This window comes from Sphingobacterium puteale (assembly GCF_050986225.1).
GTDB lineage: Bacteria > Bacteroidota > Bacteroidia > Sphingobacteriales > Sphingobacteriaceae > Sphingobacterium > Sphingobacterium puteale.
In genome coordinates, this window is sequence record NZ_CP158959.1 from 4,288,948 (window position 1) to 4,305,001 (window position 16,054).

Genomic DNA, 16,054 nt, shown 5'->3' on the forward strand with positions numbered 1-16,054 from the left:
GCCCCATGCGGTCAGATATAACTTACAACGATATAGCCCTTATATTAACATGGCCCAGTACAACAATTCGTGGAGATGAAAAATGGATGATGTTTTTTAAGAAAATAGGTATCGTAAAAAATTTAAACTTTAAAGTTGGACACACTGGTATCGTTATCATTGAACGGGAAACAGGTGAAATGCTGTATTATGACTTTGGGCGTTATATAACGCCTCGAGGATGCGGACGGGCACGCTCTAAATTTTCTGACCCTCGTTTGGATATTAACCTCAAAGCGACTTTTAGACAAAGCCATATTGACAACATCTTAGAAATTGTAGAACAGTTTGAGGTATTAAAGACAGCCTTTAACGGAGAAGGTACCCTTTACTTTTCCATCGCGCATGATATCAATTTTATGCTCGCCAAAACATATGGTGACGAATGTGTACGCCAAGGAAGTTGTCCATACGGTGCAGTATCCCCGAGCAATAATAACTGTTCGCGCTTTGTCGCGCGCATGCTCAGGCGCTCGTCCAAACGCTACAATTGGGCGCACAGCATCAACCTTCCCGAAACAGTCAAAGCAAGTCCGATTAGCAATGTGGTTAACGTCGCTCCCGATCGGATGATATATTCATATACAAGAAAACAAGGTTTGAAACATTTTAAAATGAATCGCTTTCAGTCCCTCATTTTTTTTCTGAAAAATCTCAGAGACAATGTAAAGTTAAAGGAAGCAAAGCTTTTACCCAAGGATGATGCCATTGGCTCGATGATTTTTTCTTTTAAACCGGCAACTGTACCCCATGATGCACAATATCTCGGTGGTGTAGGTGAAGGAGCTTGGTTTAGTATACGCCCCGTATCTCATGGCAATTTCCTTATCAAAAGGTTTACTCCAAATGGAGAATTAGAGTATGCTGCTGTAGGCAGAACAAGTAAAGCGGTCGAATTGTTACAACCTATTGAAATTTCTTACGACAGTCACTTACTTTTTACTCATGTTAAACAGAACGGATTTATAATTCGTATCGACCATATACAACGGCTTCCCTTCAGTTACCAGTTTGGACTAAAAGAACTGATGCACAAAAAGGCTGAACAATAAATTATCCCTTTTAGTTTCCCCACAGGACAAAGACCGAGGTAATTTTCAGGAATTGAGTTACCTTTGCAAACGATCGAAATTTATCAATAATGAAGTTAGAATTATATCAGATAGATTCCTTTACAGAGGAAGTTTTCCGGGGAAACCCAGCCTGTGTAGTGCCTTTAAAAAATTGGTTACCCGATGAGATCCTGTTTAAAATTACGCGCGAAAATGCTGTGGCAGAAACAGCCTTTTTCATAGAGAATGGCGATACAATCCATCTAAGATGGTTTACACCTGAAATTGAAATGGATTTATGTGGCCATGCAACCCTGGCAACCGCTCATTGTTTGGTCAAGCACCTGAACTATCAAAAAAGCAGAATTATTTTTGAAACTCTAGTCGGAGAATTAACAGTTGATATAAAGGACGGCGTTTATTATATGGATTTTCCATCAAGATTGGCCCAGCCATCGACTCTCCCTGATGTAATTAAAAGGTCTCTCAACATTCAACCTAAAGAAGTTTTTAAATCAAGGGATTATGTTTTGGTATACGAATCCGAGGAAGAGATCAAAAACATCACAATTGAAAGATCAATTTTTGATCTGATCAATCTTGATCCGGGAGGTGTTGTAGTCACGGCAGCTGGGACCGACAGTGATTTTGTATCAAGATATTTTACGCCGCAATCAACGATACTTGAAGATCCGGTTACTGGTTCTGCTTATTGTTCCCTTATTCCGTTCTGGGCATCAAGATTAGGAAACGACACGCTTTTCTCTCGTCAACTGTCTGAAAGAGAGGGGCAACTTTATTGCGAAAACAAAAAAGAAAGAGTAATTGTGGCAGGTAAAGCCCGTACCTATTCCCAGGGACTCATTTGGACCGAATAACATGCTTTGCATTGGAACTACAGCAGCTGAAGATTGATAAAAACATATCAATTTTAAAAGTCACCAGCTCCAAAAAGAAAATACAGGTGTCGATTGGCTCCTGTATTTTTCTTTTCCGTCAGCAAAATTTAATCATAACAGTTCCTAATTACAATAAAATTTAATGTTTTTGATGATCTATTCGTTTAAGACAGTTCTACACCAGGAATTTCATCGATGTGATAATAGATTTTTAAACCTCTTTCTTTAGCTATCTTTACATCTTGATCTGCCCCTTTAGATTCACCCTGAATGCGAAGAACTGCATCGCATTTTTCCAGGATCCGATGGGCAACTGGATACTGAATTCTCTCCCATTGTTCATCGCCAATCTTTTCTGAGCCGGCCAACTGAATCAATGGAAGTGCGATCCATTCGCCTACTAAAGGAACATGACCTCTATTGAAAATGTCCAAAGCGAACTCTTCAAGCTTTTCAAGATTTTTTTTTATCAATAGTGGGTCGTCATTTGTCCCGCCTCGGTAAGGCCCTGCAATTAATATAAGCATTTTTTAAAATATTAGTTTATGAATGCGAATTAACGACCCTTTAGCTACAAAAAAAATAAACTACTTTAAGTCTTTGCTTTTTTATTTTTTATCATACTTAAAAACTCGGCAGTTATGCCTAGATAGGAAGCTATTTGTTTCTGTTTTACTTTATGAGCTACTTCAGGATATTTGTTGATAAAAATTTCATAGCGCTCTTCTGCTGACAGCGAAAGATTGTCGATAACACGCAATTGCTCCCTTATATAGGCATTCTGCATCAAAATTCTAAAGAGCTTTTCAAATTGAGGTACATTTATATATAGCTCATCCAGATCAGTTTTTTTCAATTGATAAACCAAGCTGTCTTCAATTGCTTCAATCATTAACATGGACGGTTTTTGATTAATAAAACAGTACATATCGGTTACCCACCAATCTTTAATAGCAAACATAATAGTTGATTCTTTACCAGATTCATCAAGGTAGAATGCCCGTAAGGCACCTGACTCAACAAAATAGATGTATTCACATACCTGCCCCTGAGCCAGAATTAAGGACTTTCGGTCTATTTTTTTTCTCTTTAATGAAGACAGGAAGATCAGCAATTCATTCTCACTGAGAGCTATATGTTTATTAATACTTTCTATAATAGATTGATGATCCATACGATTAAATCTGTTAACTCATTTGTTTTTCACCTGCAAAATTACAGGAAAGATTGGTTTTTCAATAAATAGAAAAGTTCGTTTTCGCATAAACAGAATGTAAACATTCCCGTCCCTTTGACTATCGACCGATTAATCGAAATACGTTGAAATCCTCTCGGGCAAAGGCTTCCTTCAGTCGGCGGGAATTATACTGCATACAACAGAAGCATATGTAGGTGTTTAATCAATATCATGTTAAATGGTCATAAGTTCAGACAATAACTAATGTCAGACATTTATCTACTCCTCTACTCCAGAATATTTCTCCGGTTACTACAGCGATTACATCGTATCAAGGTACAAAATAGTCTGCTCAAATTTAGCATGAATACATAGCCTCAAGATAGAAAAATATGTTTATGAGGTATTGCCGCTCAACCACAAAACAGGTCTTTTAAAAGTTGAGAATTCGGAATCAGCAGAAAAATAGTTAAACTGGGTGTGATTATTTCAATTAAACAATAAAAACTGTTCTTTTTTTACGTTATAAGACTGACGAACAGCAGATTACATTTAGTGATTTCGTCCCTTCTTTTTGAAAAATTAAAATCATCAGTTTGAATAAAATAGCACAACTTGATTTAGGTAAGAATAGTTATTTTGCGGCTGTCCCGAGAAATTCTTCTTCGATTTTTTTATATCACCTAATCTGCGGAATATGCGGCAGCCATAGTATCCAATGAGTATTTGCTCAAGTCTTTATCTGTTTCAGAAATTTCTTCTTTCCCCTATATGCTCTATTCTGAAAGGTCAATACCAAATTACGTAGAATTAAAGCCCACTGCATTTAGCCACAAATTGCTCAAACTTTCGGTTTTTATTTACCATGATTGGTCCGTGACCGAAACAGATAATAGCGGGATTTAGTTTTGACAGTTTCTGGAGCGATTTGATATTGCGCTGTTGATCCGTGGTGAATAAACCTGGCGGAAGCCGTAGACCGGTCTTTGTTGTAAGCAAATTCATATTTATCGCTGCATCGCCAATGATAAGTACACCATCTCGCTCACGGAATAATGAGATATGACCTGCCGAATGTCCAGGAGTCTCAATGACCTGAAAGTTTCCGATCTTATCATTTTCAACAATTGTCCGTTGGACTTGATGTCCCTGACCCGCCCAATACTTTTGTTGAAACTTTGCCATCCAATGTTGCGGCCTAGGATAATCCTTGGTTACCATACCCGTTTCGGTCCTAAAAACTTCGTCAGGATGGCAGAGCAAGGGGATAGAAAACTCTTCGCATAGCTGATCGCTACAGCCCTGGTGATCCGCATGCGCATGCGTAAGAATATGTTGGTAAACGGGTATTTTCTCGAGGGCTTTCTTGACAGTCTTATATGAACTTCGTATTCCGGAATCTATCAATACACCTTCGATAATATAGCAGTTAATACTGTTTCGTGGCATGAGTGAAATCTGAACCACCTCGGGAGCAATTTGACGTAACATATATTTTTTTTTGCAAATCTACATCGCTGCCCCGGACTGCATAAGGACATTTGTCCTATAATTATTTCGGTCTATGCAATTGTCCTTTGGCTCGGGTAAGCGACCGTTGTGTGATACCCAGGTATGAGGCCAGATCTTGTGTCGCTATACGCCGGACGAGCATCGGTTCGTGCATCAAGACATGGCAGTATTTATCCGCAGCCGACTTATTATTGTAATTCAGCAGGTAAAGCTCCTTTTGGCCATACTCCCGCTCCATAACCGATTTTATGATACCGTTCCAAGCGGTAACCTGATCAAGCAGATGCAGATAGTCCGGATAGCTTATTCCATAGATTATACTATCTTCGATAACCCTGATACTCCTTCTGGATTTTTCCTGCGCCGCAAATTCAGGAAACGAGGTAGCAAATTCATTTTCAAACTTGAAGCAGGTTATATTTTCTTTTCCTTCTCTGTCAATAGCATACGCCTTTATGGCACCACAAGCAATGAATCCAATATAACGGCAGGTATCACCCTCACGAATAAAAAAATCTCCCTTCTTCAAGCTGATCGGTTTGAAGAAATTCACAGAAAAGTTGATCTCCTCGGCTGAGAGTGCTCCTGTTAAGAACAGGTAATTTTTAAATACATCAATCATCGGGCAATTTTCTCTTTCTTTTAATTCGTCTTGTTTATCTGTTGTTATCTTACACACCTATAACCTTTTTCAATAATGATCTTTCTTTTTGCTCCTCCAATAAAAAGAATCATTTTTAAAATTCATTATGATCATTTTATCAGTAACCCTCCTGCGAGATATTTTCCCAACTATTTTTTGATACGCTGGCTTATCGATGATTTGATTGCATCAATAATGCTCAACCAAAATACTGATTTTATACCAAAGAAAATTGATCATAGCGAAAGAAGAGAGCAATTGTTCATATTAGAAAATAAGCTTTTAATATTTATTCCTTTTAATTTGCATAATTCTTAAATAAGTATAACTCTCTATTTTAGCACTGTTTTAGTAATCAATAACTTTTGAAATTCCCTTCCTATAAAGGGATTAATAATATGTTGAAAGTTTTTTTGTAATGTAAAAACCGTAATTGTAGCATCAGATTCCGGAGAATAAATAACATCAGTTCCCCACCAACTTAAATGGTAATAAGCATTGAACCCCATATCAAAGTGATAAAGTCCCAAACAGTATTTGGATTGATCTGAAGGTAAAACGTAGGTATGCATTGCTTCCAGAATCTGTTTGTCCCGAATGATTTTTCCATCAAATAGATATTGGAAAAATAGAGCTGATTCTTTGGCTGTTGCAGCAATTTCACCACCACCATAAAAATCCCAAGAAGGATTAATATCGTACGAATCCCATTTAATACTCGCTTGCATAGGTCAAGAGCATACAAGACTTTCAATAATTTGAACGGTCTTATTCTTTTATAATTAATATCTTTGAGGTATGAATATCGAACACATCAGACAGCCTTTCCTCAAAAAATTTCCTGGAGATTTTTCCAACAATCTTCTACAGAGAAACACGCCAAAAGTTTTGTTTGCCACGGTTAAACCTGCCGAGTTTTACAAGCCTCATTTAATTGCTTTTAACGAAGTGCTTTCTGAGGAAATTGGACTGGGAAAATTTGAAGAAAAAGATCTTAATTTTCTGGTGGGTTCTCATCTTCCCGACAATATTCAGACCTACGCTACAGCGTACGCCGGACATCAATTTGGCAACTGGGCCGGACAGCTGGGAGACGGAAGGGCTATTCTCGCAGGAGAAATTACCAATGCAAACGGCAAGAAAACAGAGGTCCAATGGAAAGGAGCCGGTGCAACCCCTTATTCAAGACGTGCCGACGGAAGGGCCGTATTGAGGTCTTCAGTACGCGAATACCTGATAAGTGAAGCCATGTATCACTTAGGAGTACCCACTACCAGAGCGTTAAGTCTGGCCTTTACAGGAGAAGACGTCATACGGGATATCATGTATAACGGCAATCCTAAGTACGAAAAAGGGGCCGTAATCATAAGAACTGCCGAAAGCTTCCTTCGTTTCGGGCATTTTGAGCTGATCTTTGCTCAGGGTGAACACAAGCTCTTGCAGGATCTGCTTGATTTTACGATTGAAAATTACTTCCCTGAAATTGTTTCATCCGATCATCAGAAATATAAAGATTTTTTTGAAAACGTATGCACCCGCACGGCAGACCTAATGGTAGAATGGTTCAGAGTAGGTTTTGTTCATGGTGTAATGAACACGGACAATATGTCTATCTTAGGTTTAACGATTGATTATGGTCCTTACTCCATGATGGATGAATATAATTTAAATTTCACACCGAATACAACGGATCTCCCTGGAAGAAGATATGCATTTGGAAAACAGGGACAGATTGCGCACTGGAATCTATGGAAACTTGCAAATGCCCTTCAGCCGATAATCGACGATGAAAAATTTTTGGAAAACACGTTAAATAATTTTGGAATTTATTTTTGGGAAGCCCATGATAAAATGCTCTGCAAAAAATTCGGATTTGACTGGCTCAAAAAAGAGGACGAAGAGTTTTTCACCAACTGGCAGGGCTTAATGCAGGAGCTGGAATTGGATCACACGTTATTCTTCAATCAATTGGAAAAAATAACACCTGATACGGATTTAAATGAACATTTCAGCCCGGTCGCTTATACTGTTTTAAATGAAGAAAAAATCAATAAACTTGATGACTTCATTGAACAGTACCGATCCCGTCTGCATTCAAATTCGATTTCAAAACAAGAGTCCCTGGAATTAATGAAAACGACAAATCCTAAATTTATACTGAGAAACTATTTACTCTACGAGTGCATTGAAGAAATTAGTAGCGGAAAAACAGAAATGTTAATTAAACTAACTCAGGCTTTAGAACATCCATACCAAGAACTATTTCCGGAATTTTCCAAAAAACGTCCGTCCAGCTATAACGATACCGTAGGATGCTCTACGTTGTCATGTAGCTCATAACAGTAGAGATTTATTGTATTTGATGCACTTAATAAGACAGCCATATTGTATGAATTTGAAATGGCAGCAGTCACACTCGGCATAGCCTGACCTATAAGCTTTAGGAAGCTCCTTCTAAAATAAGATCTGGTACAAACCCAAACCAGAAGCAAATAAATACGGTTTGTCTTTTAATGTTATGATTTTCGGCATTATCATGTCATCGCACTTAAAGCGTTGTTTTTTTAGTTCGTAATAAGCCAAATAATCCGGACTAGGCAGTTTACCATTGCGCCAACCAATCAAAACATCGTCATCGAATTTAGGAATTTCAGTTTTTGGTATATCGAGTTCGCTTTTAAAAAGGTCTGTTTGTCTAACGACCAAAGTCTGATTGATCACTTTAAATACATCGCAGCGCTCTGTATTCACGATTGTGTAAGGACAAGGTTTTAGCCCATATGGCTGCAGCATCTCCAGTTCGTATCTATTTAAAACTTTCATCTGCAGACTATCGTTCAGCTCTCTCAATTCCTCCGACTTTCTCCGCAGACTATCAGTGATAACAACCGTTTTAAAATTTTCTTGTTTTTTATAATCCGGGTAGAAAAATTTCTTGCCGTTGAGATATAAATTGCCCTGTTTATCAATATAAAATGGCTGTTCCCAGTCGTAAATCTTTTCAAACACAATATTTTTATTCACATCAATAATCTTTACGGGCGAATTACTGTTATTGGGCTTTAAAAGTATTCTGTCGTCATTTAAAAAAACAAGACTACTTAGGCTAGTCATATCGGTAACTTTTCTGAACTTGCTTTCGTCTTTTAGCAACTCGATCAGTTGAGGTACATCGGGGTGTTTATCTTTTTTAGGGATAGGATTACAGCCTAAAAACACAAGTAGAATAAAAAAAGGAAGGTATCTCATCAGTTATTCTTTCGTATAATTTGATTCTTTGTTTATATCAACCGGCTCACCTAAATACTTTGGTCTCCTGTTTCTTATCACATCCAAAACGGCTTTGCTAACCGATAGTTTTTCTCGGGATGCATAGTATTTATACCCCGAATAAACGCCCCTATCTGCACTATAACCAAATGATTTTATACCCAATTTATCGCCCAGATAAATACATCTGTTCAGGTGGTATTTCTGAGATACCAAAATTGCTGTATCAACATAAAATATATGTTTTGCACGGTACATCGTCGAGTAGCTATCAAACCCAGCATAGTCGATGTAAATTTTTGTGGTATCGACGCCATTTTTCTGACAATATAACTTCATTACTGAAAGCTCATCGTATTCATCTCTCCCGTTATCTCCTGACAGCAATATTTTATCCACCTTGTTGTTTTTGTACAACGAAATCCCAGCATCCAGCCTATCTTTTAGATACCTGCTTGGCTGATCGCCGTTTATACCGGCGCCAAAAATGATGGCTACCTTCGTTTTTGGCACATCTTTAAGTTCGGTGAAAATCAGTTTTTCTGTTTCGGCCGTTACGTTGCTGTTGGTTAATAAAACAACAAATAGAGCTGTTAAACATAGAATGATAAGCGATAACAAGAACTTTTTAATCTTTTTCATATGCTTGATTTTACAACAATTTATAAAAATCGGTTTTCTTTATCTCTCCGGCAAAACTACTTTTCGTTTTTTGAGCTCCCAACAGAATCCGGTCCCTCAACCCCTATAATGTATTTGATGTTTTCTTCTTCTACAGTAGGGATAAAAGGTGTTACATCCGCCCGTGTATTATCCGATTGCCCATTTCCAAGGAACTGATGTTTTTCCATCAGAAGCTATTTAACAAACATTCCAGAAAGCAACATTTTATCATTAAAATTCAAGGTCACTTTATAAGGTGAAGTTTTAATTTCGATATAATTGGCAAAATCAACTGGGTGAAAGTCTATTTTAAGCTTTTCCAATAACTTTAGCACTTCATCAAATTTTAAAACCCGGTTTTAAGCCATTTTCAAATGAGATCTCCACCTTTCTAAAGTCGTTGATGGCGAAGCCATTAATGAAATTTTCCTTTTGATTATCGGGATTGCTGTTGCTTACAGCAAAGTAAAAGTAGAAATCATGATAGTTATTCTGATAATAGATTTCATTTGTTTTTGCCGTGGTCCCATCAATTTCTTCGATTCGTTCAAAACGCTTGTTTGTAGCTGATTTTAGAAAGTCTTCTTCTGTTGTTTTACCAACAATCAAACTATTAATGTTCCAGTTTTTATCAATTTTTATAGTAGGTTTCTCTTTAACATCTTCTGGGCTGGTTGCATTTTTCACCAAGTCTGCCATGTACTTTTCATTATCGCATCCGCCAAGATCGATTAAACCATTCATGATATCCCAATAGCACGATTTGGACAGATCCGTGTTATTCAAAATGATTAATCTTTTGTAATCTGGAGCATAAAAGACAAATTTATTTTGAGTCTTTATATTCCAGTATAAACCGTTGTCAGTATTCGGATTTTTAGTGCCCTTACCGTATTTAACCTCTAGTTTCTTTAAAATATTGGCCTGCAGTTGTGGCGTTTTCAGCTCAATTCTTACGCCATAGATCTTACCTTCGGCATCGTAATTTTTTAAGATCTCATTTAATTCATTGATATTTTTAGCCTGTTTGAGATCGATATTTCCGCCGCCAAATCGTGTAATGCTATCTGTTTTCAATTTCTCCGATTCAATTTGAAAAATAATCCGCTGTCCTTCTAGATCAATTCCATCAAAGTTGTATTTATTCGATTTTTCAACCTCCAACAACAAGCTAAAAGGATATTCTACAGTTTCTACACCGATCAATAATACGTCATCAAAACTGCTGACTTTTTCAATCGGCTCGTTTAAGTTCAAGGTCGCCAGATCTATTTCCCTTTGACTTTTACAAGAAAAAATTAAGGGTAAAAGGGCTAATAATAGTCTATTCATGTACGATTATTCTAAAATGGAATGTATTAATTGATGATATCAGCTTTATTCTGTACTCAAATTTAACTGTAAAATCTACAAGAAATTAAACAAATTATAATTCGCTGGCGATAGTTTATCATTCGTAGGCATTTGCGTTTTTTTGGAATTATAGCACCTTAAAAAATATGTAGCTGCTTTTGCCGTTTCACTTTCCGCGAAATTAAAAAGCCTACCAATTCGGCTACCTCCTATGGTTCTGCAGGTCTGCCAAATGGTATATCCCCCAAACTTTTCACTACCTGCTGAATAGCTTCCTCAAGTGTGATCCCTATACGCTATTTCTTGCATCATTCCTTTTGCACCATAATCGCTATCTTACCACCTAAAGTGGAAAATTGTCTCTTTGAACTTGGCAAAATGTTAATTCAAGTAATTTTTGTATTGGGAGCACGGGGTGACGCTGGTAAAAAAAGAAGAATCAAAAATAAATCATGCCTGTAAGAGATCTTTCTCAATTTGCTTGAATATTCATCATGAGCTGACAGTGTAATTTCTATTGGCTTAAAAATGCTTCCGTCCGAATATTTCTTTTATGCATTTTCCCCCAATCCGAAAGTGCTATAATAACGTTTTTCAGGGTTCTACTGTAATCTGTGGAAATATACTCTACGACAACTGGCGTTTGCTCGGCATGCACGACCCTTTTGACAAAACCGTTTAATTCAAGATCTTTCAATTCATTTGAAAGCACTCGCGCTGAGATGCCCCTAATATTTCTTTGAAGCTCATTAAATCTAATACTCCCGCTTTCCTGCAAAACAATAATAATCTTTAATTTCCATTTTCCGCCGATAACATAAATTGCATCTTCAACAGAAGAAAGGTTTTCAGAACATTTAGCAGCAGTGATAGGCTCCTCTAAATCAATTGTATTTTCCATGGGATTCAACATTAAACTAACCTAAAGGTTACTACTAACCTTTTGATTACTACTAACTTTTAATAAGCAAATATACATAATTTTGCTAAAGAAATTTTAACAAAGAAAAATGAAAAATATACTTCACATTATTTCAAGTCCAAGAGCAGAGGTATCTGCAAGTAGAAAATTAGGAAATGCTGTTATTCAAAAAATTCAGGAAAAGTATCCCGATAGCATTGTAAAGGAACGTGATCTGACAAAAAGTAAAGTTCCACTTTTGGAGGAGGTACATATAAATACGTTTTTTACACCCGCTGAAAATCATTCTGAAGAACAGCAATCAATTAGCAAATATTCGGAAGGTCTAATTTCGGAATTAAAGGAAGCCGACATTATTGTCATTGATTCTCCAATGTACAACTTCTCAGTTCCAGCGGCTCTGAGAGCCTATTTCGATTTTACTTCAAGAGCTGGATATACCTTCAAATATGATGAAAACGGACCAAAGGGCCTGTTAAACGACAAAAAGCTTTATGTCGCTTTTACCTCTGGAAATATCTATTCGGAAGGCCCATATCAAATATATGACTCCAATATTCCTTACATCAAAAATATCTTTGGATTTTATGGTATTTCTGACATCAGTGTTTTCCGCGCAGAGGGTCTTTCAATTCCCGGGATAATGGAGACATCACTGGAAAGAGCAATCAAGAATATTGCCATTGATTAATATAAGGATCTGATCGGAAATTAATCCTTGTCATTTAAATTTTAGCAAGGATTTTTATCCGGCAGAGAAATCAGCATTTACAACAGGAAATCGCAAATGCATTCAATACAGTTTCCTCCTTCCATAGAAATGCCGGGATAGGAAGCGGTGTTAACAGAACTTTTGTTTAGGGAAGATAGCGGAGCAGAAAATGGGAAAGATAAAAAGTCCACTGAAATCGTAAAGTTTGCTGGCAAACGTATTGTGGAATGCCGCTTCCAGAAAAAAGTCCAAGGTGCTTTAAGCCTTCATACATATTTTAGTGTCTACATTTTCTATTGATACCTATTTATACAATTTGGTAACCTGCCAATCGTACCTGACTCATTGAATAGCTAAAAAACGGAGGCCAGAATAAACTAAATTTCAATACTTCAGTAATATTCTTCATCGATAACAATTGGCGCATACATTAAATTAAGAACATAAAAATACATTCAATTTTTGCCCGTCATTAAAATTTAGCGAATTTATCCTATCTTTAATACTCGAAATATTTAAATTTTATGAAGGCACATACATACGAAACGCAGTCCACAATTACTCCTGAAAAAGCATTAGACTTCTTAAAAGAAGGAAATCAGCGCTTTGTCAATAATCTAAAAGCAAACCGGGATCTTCTCGAACAGGTAAATGCTACGCGCGAAGGGCAATGGCCGTTCGCTGTGGTACTAAGCTGTATAGATAGTCGTACTTCTGCCGAGCTTATATTTGACCAAGGTCTTGGTGATATTTTCAGCATCAGAATTGCAGGAAATTTTGTCAACCAGGACATTCTAGGCTCAATGGAGTTTGGCTGCAATGTAGCCGGTTCCAAACTCGTTGTCGTATTGGGCCATACCAAATGCGGCGCCCTGAAAGGTGGATTGGATGCTGCACAAATCGAAGGATTGGGCATGGACAACCTGAATCATTTAGTTAATCATTTTGATGCTATTATCAATGAAGTGATAGATGAAGACGAAGAACGTTCATCAAAAAATAGCGTTTTGTTGGAGAAATTAAACCAGCAGAATATTAAACACGCCATTAAAGATATTCGCAGACAAAGTTCAACTCTTCGGAAGCTTGAAGAAGAAGGCAAGATCAAGATTGTAGGTGCCAATTACGATGTTGAAACTGGAAGCGTAAGTTGGCTATAAAGCTATCTCTGAAATTGCGATCAACTCTTTTTGAATAAAAAATTCTGGTCATTAGTTCAAAGGAACAGTATGGCATATGACTAAAATATAACATGCGATAAATGAAAAATGGCCGCCGGAAAAGTATCCGGACGGCCGTATTTTTTTATAACCTCAGGCTTTTCCTGCTCACTTCGCATACTCGCCGCATCCCGTTTATTTCTTAAACTTACATTACATTGTACATCTCTCGTTCTTCATCCTTAAGTTTACCTTATCAGCCAGCTTAAGCAGTTTAAATTGGCATCCACAGATAAATAAAAGGCCCCTTCAATAACGACCTATTTTTGAGTATGTGGTAGTATCCTTGAGACAAAAGATTTTACATCAATAATATTGGTCAGTTGGGCTTCCGAATAGATCATGTATAATGGAGAAGGAATGATCAGTTGTAAATTCTGCGCGATCATCTCATCGATCTGATTTATTGCGGGTTGGAGTTTAATCAAGTGCTTGTGCGGAATACAGCCAGCTTCGGAGAGTACCGGTTATTTCTTTCTGTTTTTGCCCCTTTGGAATATTTAATCCCATAGGTATCGAAAATTGCATGAAGATGATTTTCAAAGTCATGACCTGCTCTGGATTTTCGTCTCTTAATCACTGTCAGTGCAAACTGTAAAAAAGCTTCCACATCATCGCCAAAGATGGTGAATTTTGGCATGGATTCGACTGGAAAAATAATAAAGAACGCATTAAGCCCATCCGCCTCTTTTGGATTCCCAAAATCGAACGCAATATGCAAAAGGATGTACTTGTCAATAAAGCACTTCGTGATATGGAATACGTGGTGTTCCGGTTCTAGGCAATCAAATAGAGCTGTTCCTAGAAACAAGAAGGCAATGAAAATGAGCCGTCTGCATAGGTAATGACGCTATTATTTATCAATCAAGCCGCTTTAAAATTTCGATATCCTTAGGATAAGTTTTGGCTGAAAAATACAATCGATCGAAGGCAACAGGAAAAAGTGGACGAAAGATGATTTCACATCAAAGAGTATCAACTTTTGAAATAAATAAATATTTGGTGCATCAAAAAAGCTGCAAAGAGTCTCTTTACAGCTTTTTTGAGGCAATTATATCCATAACACCTCGTCTTCTGGCTATAGGTTTTTTCGAAGGTAATCCTGAAAGTTATCCTGAAACTGAAGGCCATTGCCCAGTCTATATTTGCTTAACTTGTTATTTAGTGCCAACCCCCAAAGGATGAACTCGCTCAAAAAATAACGATCTTGAATTTTCGTTTGCGATTGGTATTGCTCAATCAATGTTTGGATAGCTGTCACTTGGTCCAATTGTCGTTTGTAATCTGCATCTGTAAGTTCATCGGACAGCTCAATGCCTTCCGATTCTGAAAACCAACGAATAATATCGTCGTAAGGATAGCGCTCGTTGTCCCTTTCCAATTTTTCAATTTTAGGAAATAAAATCGGAAATAGGCTTTTTACTGCATTTTCGATCAACAGCAACGCGACGCTAGCAGCCCCCTCCTGTTCACCTTCGTAAACGAGCTCAACTTTTCCGGTGATAGCTGGGACAATACCCACAAAATCGCTCAGGCGTATTGACGTCTTTTTTGATCCGCTTTTGAGCATGCGCAGTTCAGCTGTGCTTAATAGGTTCTGAAATGCTGTAATGCTCATCCTTGCGCTAACACCACTCTTTTCATCAACATATTCGCTATTTCGGGCTTCAAAACTGATTTGCTCAATTAATTCACGGGCCAGTTCAGGAACGTATATTTGTTCTTTCTGTGCCGCCTCCAAGTTGGATTCCTGGGCAGTTATTGCCTTCGCGATCTCAACTGATTCAGGATAATGCGTCAATATCTGCGATCCTATCCGGTCTTTCAATGGCGTCACAATACTCCCCCTATTGGTATAATCTTCCGGATTTGCGGTGAACACAAACTGTATATCTAAGGGTAGACGCAATTTGAATCCGCGGATCTGGATATCCCCTTCCTGCAAGATATTGAAAAGTGCCACCTGAATCCGGGCCTGAAGATCAGGCAGTTCATTAATGACAAATATCGAACGATTTGCCCGTGGAATCATACCAAAATGAATCACGCGATCATCGGCATAGCTCAATCGCAGATTGGCTGCTTTGATCGGATCGACGTCACCTACCAGATCGGCTACCGTCACATCGGGCGTAGCAAGTTTCTCGGAAAAACGTTCACTTCGATGAAGCCAGTTTATCGCGGTGTCGTCACCTTTTTCCTTCAAGAGCTCCAGGCTATAGCGGGATATAGGGTTATAGGGATCGTCATTGATCTCTGATCCAGCTACCACAGGCACATATTCATCCAGCAGATTAACCATGAGCCTAGCCAGACGGGTCTTTGCTTGGCCACGAAGACCAAGGAAATTAATATTGTGTTTGGAAAGAATAGCTCTCTCAAGTTCGGGAATAACGGTATCCTCATAACCATGTACTCCGGTAAACACGGTTTCGCCTTTCCTAATTTTTGTAATCAAGTTCTGACGCAATTCTTCTTTTATCGTCTTAGGCTTGTAACCTGACTTTTTCAGTGCACCAAATGTTGTAATCTTTGTGTAATCCATATCTTCTGATGATGAGGCGCAAACGCAAACCTTGCGCAAGATTTATA

16 protein-coding genes and 1 pseudogene are annotated in these 16,054 nt (G+C 37.8%); 5 read left to right on the top strand and 12 right to left on the bottom strand.

Annotation, left to right across the window (positions count from 1 at the left end; genetic code table 11):
• Positions 1 to 5 precede the first annotated feature (5 nt).
• Both ABTV71_RS18325 and ABTV71_RS18330 read left to right on the top strand, forming a co-directional pair.
• Positions 6 to 1,091 carry a DUF6695 family protein gene (locus ABTV71_RS18325; RefSeq protein WP_433900609.1) on the top strand — a complete coding sequence of 362 codons (1,086 nt, stop codon included), beginning with the start codon at positions 6 to 8 and terminating at the stop codon, positions 1,089 to 1,091.
• A gap of 89 nt (positions 1,092 to 1,180) precedes the next feature.
• The gene (locus ABTV71_RS18330; protein ID WP_433900610.1) at positions 1,181 to 1,969 is read left to right on the top strand and encodes a PhzF family phenazine biosynthesis protein; all 789 of its coding nucleotides are present in this window, start codon (positions 1,181 to 1,183) and stop codon (positions 1,967 to 1,969) included.
• Between the two features lie 185 nt (positions 1,970 to 2,154).
• On the opposite strand, the gene ABTV71_RS18335 is transcribed toward ABTV71_RS18330, so the two are convergent.
• From ABTV71_RS18335 to ABTV71_RS18355, 5 genes are all read right to left on the bottom strand, one after another.
• Complete coding sequence (locus ABTV71_RS18335) at positions 2,155 to 2,517, bottom strand: DUF4406 domain-containing protein (protein ID WP_121127011.1); 363 nt, start codon at positions 2,515 to 2,517, stop codon at positions 2,155 to 2,157.
• 65 nt (positions 2,518 to 2,582) lie between these two features.
• The gene (locus ABTV71_RS18340; RefSeq protein WP_433900611.1) at positions 2,583 to 3,164 is read right to left on the bottom strand and encodes a Crp/Fnr family transcriptional regulator; all 582 of its coding nucleotides are present in this window, start codon (positions 3,162 to 3,164) and stop codon (positions 2,583 to 2,585) included.
• 813 nt (positions 3,165 to 3,977) lie between these two features.
• Positions 3,978 to 4,658, bottom strand: coding sequence for an MBL fold metallo-hydrolase (locus ABTV71_RS18345; RefSeq protein ID WP_433900612.1), 681 nt, complete (start codon positions 4,656 to 4,658; stop codon positions 3,978 to 3,980).
• 61 nt (positions 4,659 to 4,719) lie between these two features.
• The gene (locus ABTV71_RS18350) at positions 4,720 to 5,358 is read right to left on the bottom strand and encodes a Crp/Fnr family transcriptional regulator (protein ID WP_220700177.1); all 639 of its coding nucleotides are present in this window, start codon (positions 5,356 to 5,358) and stop codon (positions 4,720 to 4,722) included.
• A gap of 296 nt (positions 5,359 to 5,654) precedes the next feature.
• Positions 5,655 to 6,050 (bottom strand): hypothetical protein, encoded by a 396-nt coding sequence (locus ABTV71_RS18355; RefSeq protein WP_433900613.1) that lies wholly within the window; start codon positions 6,048 to 6,050, stop codon positions 5,655 to 5,657.
• 70 nt (positions 6,051 to 6,120) lie between these two features.
• Between ABTV71_RS18355 and ABTV71_RS18360 the strand changes: the two genes are divergently transcribed.
• Complete coding sequence (locus ABTV71_RS18360) at positions 6,121 to 7,662, top strand: protein adenylyltransferase SelO (protein WP_433900614.1); 1,542 nt, start codon at positions 6,121 to 6,123, stop codon at positions 7,660 to 7,662.
• Between the two features lie 114 nt (positions 7,663 to 7,776).
• Here ABTV71_RS18360 and ABTV71_RS18365 read toward each other — a convergent pair whose 3' ends face one another.
• From ABTV71_RS18365 to ABTV71_RS18385, 5 genes are all read right to left on the bottom strand, one after another.
• Complete coding sequence (locus ABTV71_RS18365) at positions 7,777 to 8,571, bottom strand: hypothetical protein (RefSeq protein ID WP_433900615.1); 795 nt, start codon at positions 8,569 to 8,571, stop codon at positions 7,777 to 7,779.
• Positions 8,572 to 8,574: 3 nt separating this feature from the next.
• Complete coding sequence (locus ABTV71_RS18370) at positions 8,575 to 9,234, bottom strand: SanA/YdcF family protein (RefSeq protein ID WP_433900616.1); 660 nt, start codon at positions 9,232 to 9,234, stop codon at positions 8,575 to 8,577.
• Positions 9,235 to 9,290: 56 nt separating this feature from the next.
• Positions 9,291 to 9,443: a hypothetical protein gene (locus ABTV71_RS18375; protein ID WP_433900617.1), complete on the bottom strand. Its 153-nt coding sequence runs from the start codon at positions 9,441 to 9,443 to the stop codon at positions 9,291 to 9,293.
• 151 nt (positions 9,444 to 9,594) lie between these two features.
• On the bottom strand, positions 9,595 to 10,587 hold the full coding sequence (locus tag ABTV71_RS18380) for a hypothetical protein (RefSeq protein WP_433900618.1): 993 nt from the start codon (positions 10,585 to 10,587) through the stop codon (positions 9,595 to 9,597).
• Between the two features lie 535 nt (positions 10,588 to 11,122).
• Positions 11,123 to 11,509: a winged helix-turn-helix transcriptional regulator gene (locus ABTV71_RS18385; protein ID WP_121127068.1), complete on the bottom strand. Its 387-nt coding sequence runs from the start codon at positions 11,507 to 11,509 to the stop codon at positions 11,123 to 11,125.
• A gap of 109 nt (positions 11,510 to 11,618) precedes the next feature.
• Between ABTV71_RS18385 and ABTV71_RS18390 the strand changes: the two genes are divergently transcribed.
• Positions 11,619 to 12,221, top strand: coding sequence for an FMN-dependent NADH-azoreductase (locus ABTV71_RS18390; protein ID WP_433900619.1), 603 nt, complete (start codon positions 11,619 to 11,621; stop codon positions 12,219 to 12,221).
• Positions 12,222 to 12,766: 545 nt separating this feature from the next.
• Positions 12,767 to 13,402, top strand: coding sequence for a carbonic anhydrase (locus tag ABTV71_RS18395; protein ID WP_121127000.1), 636 nt, complete (start codon positions 12,767 to 12,769; stop codon positions 13,400 to 13,402).
• 320 nt (positions 13,403 to 13,722) lie between these two features.
• Here the strand turns inward: ABTV71_RS18395 and ABTV71_RS18400 are convergent.
• Both ABTV71_RS18400 and ABTV71_RS18405 read right to left on the bottom strand, forming a co-directional pair.
• Positions 13,723 to 14,102 (bottom strand): annotated as a pseudogene (locus ABTV71_RS18400) (type II restriction endonuclease).
• Between the two features lie 438 nt (positions 14,103 to 14,540).
• Positions 14,541 to 16,007, bottom strand: a complete 1,467-nt coding sequence (locus ABTV71_RS18405) for a magnesium chelatase (RefSeq protein ID WP_433900620.1) — start codon at positions 16,005 to 16,007, stop codon at positions 14,541 to 14,543.
• Between the last annotated feature and the right edge of the window lie 47 nt (positions 16,008 to 16,054).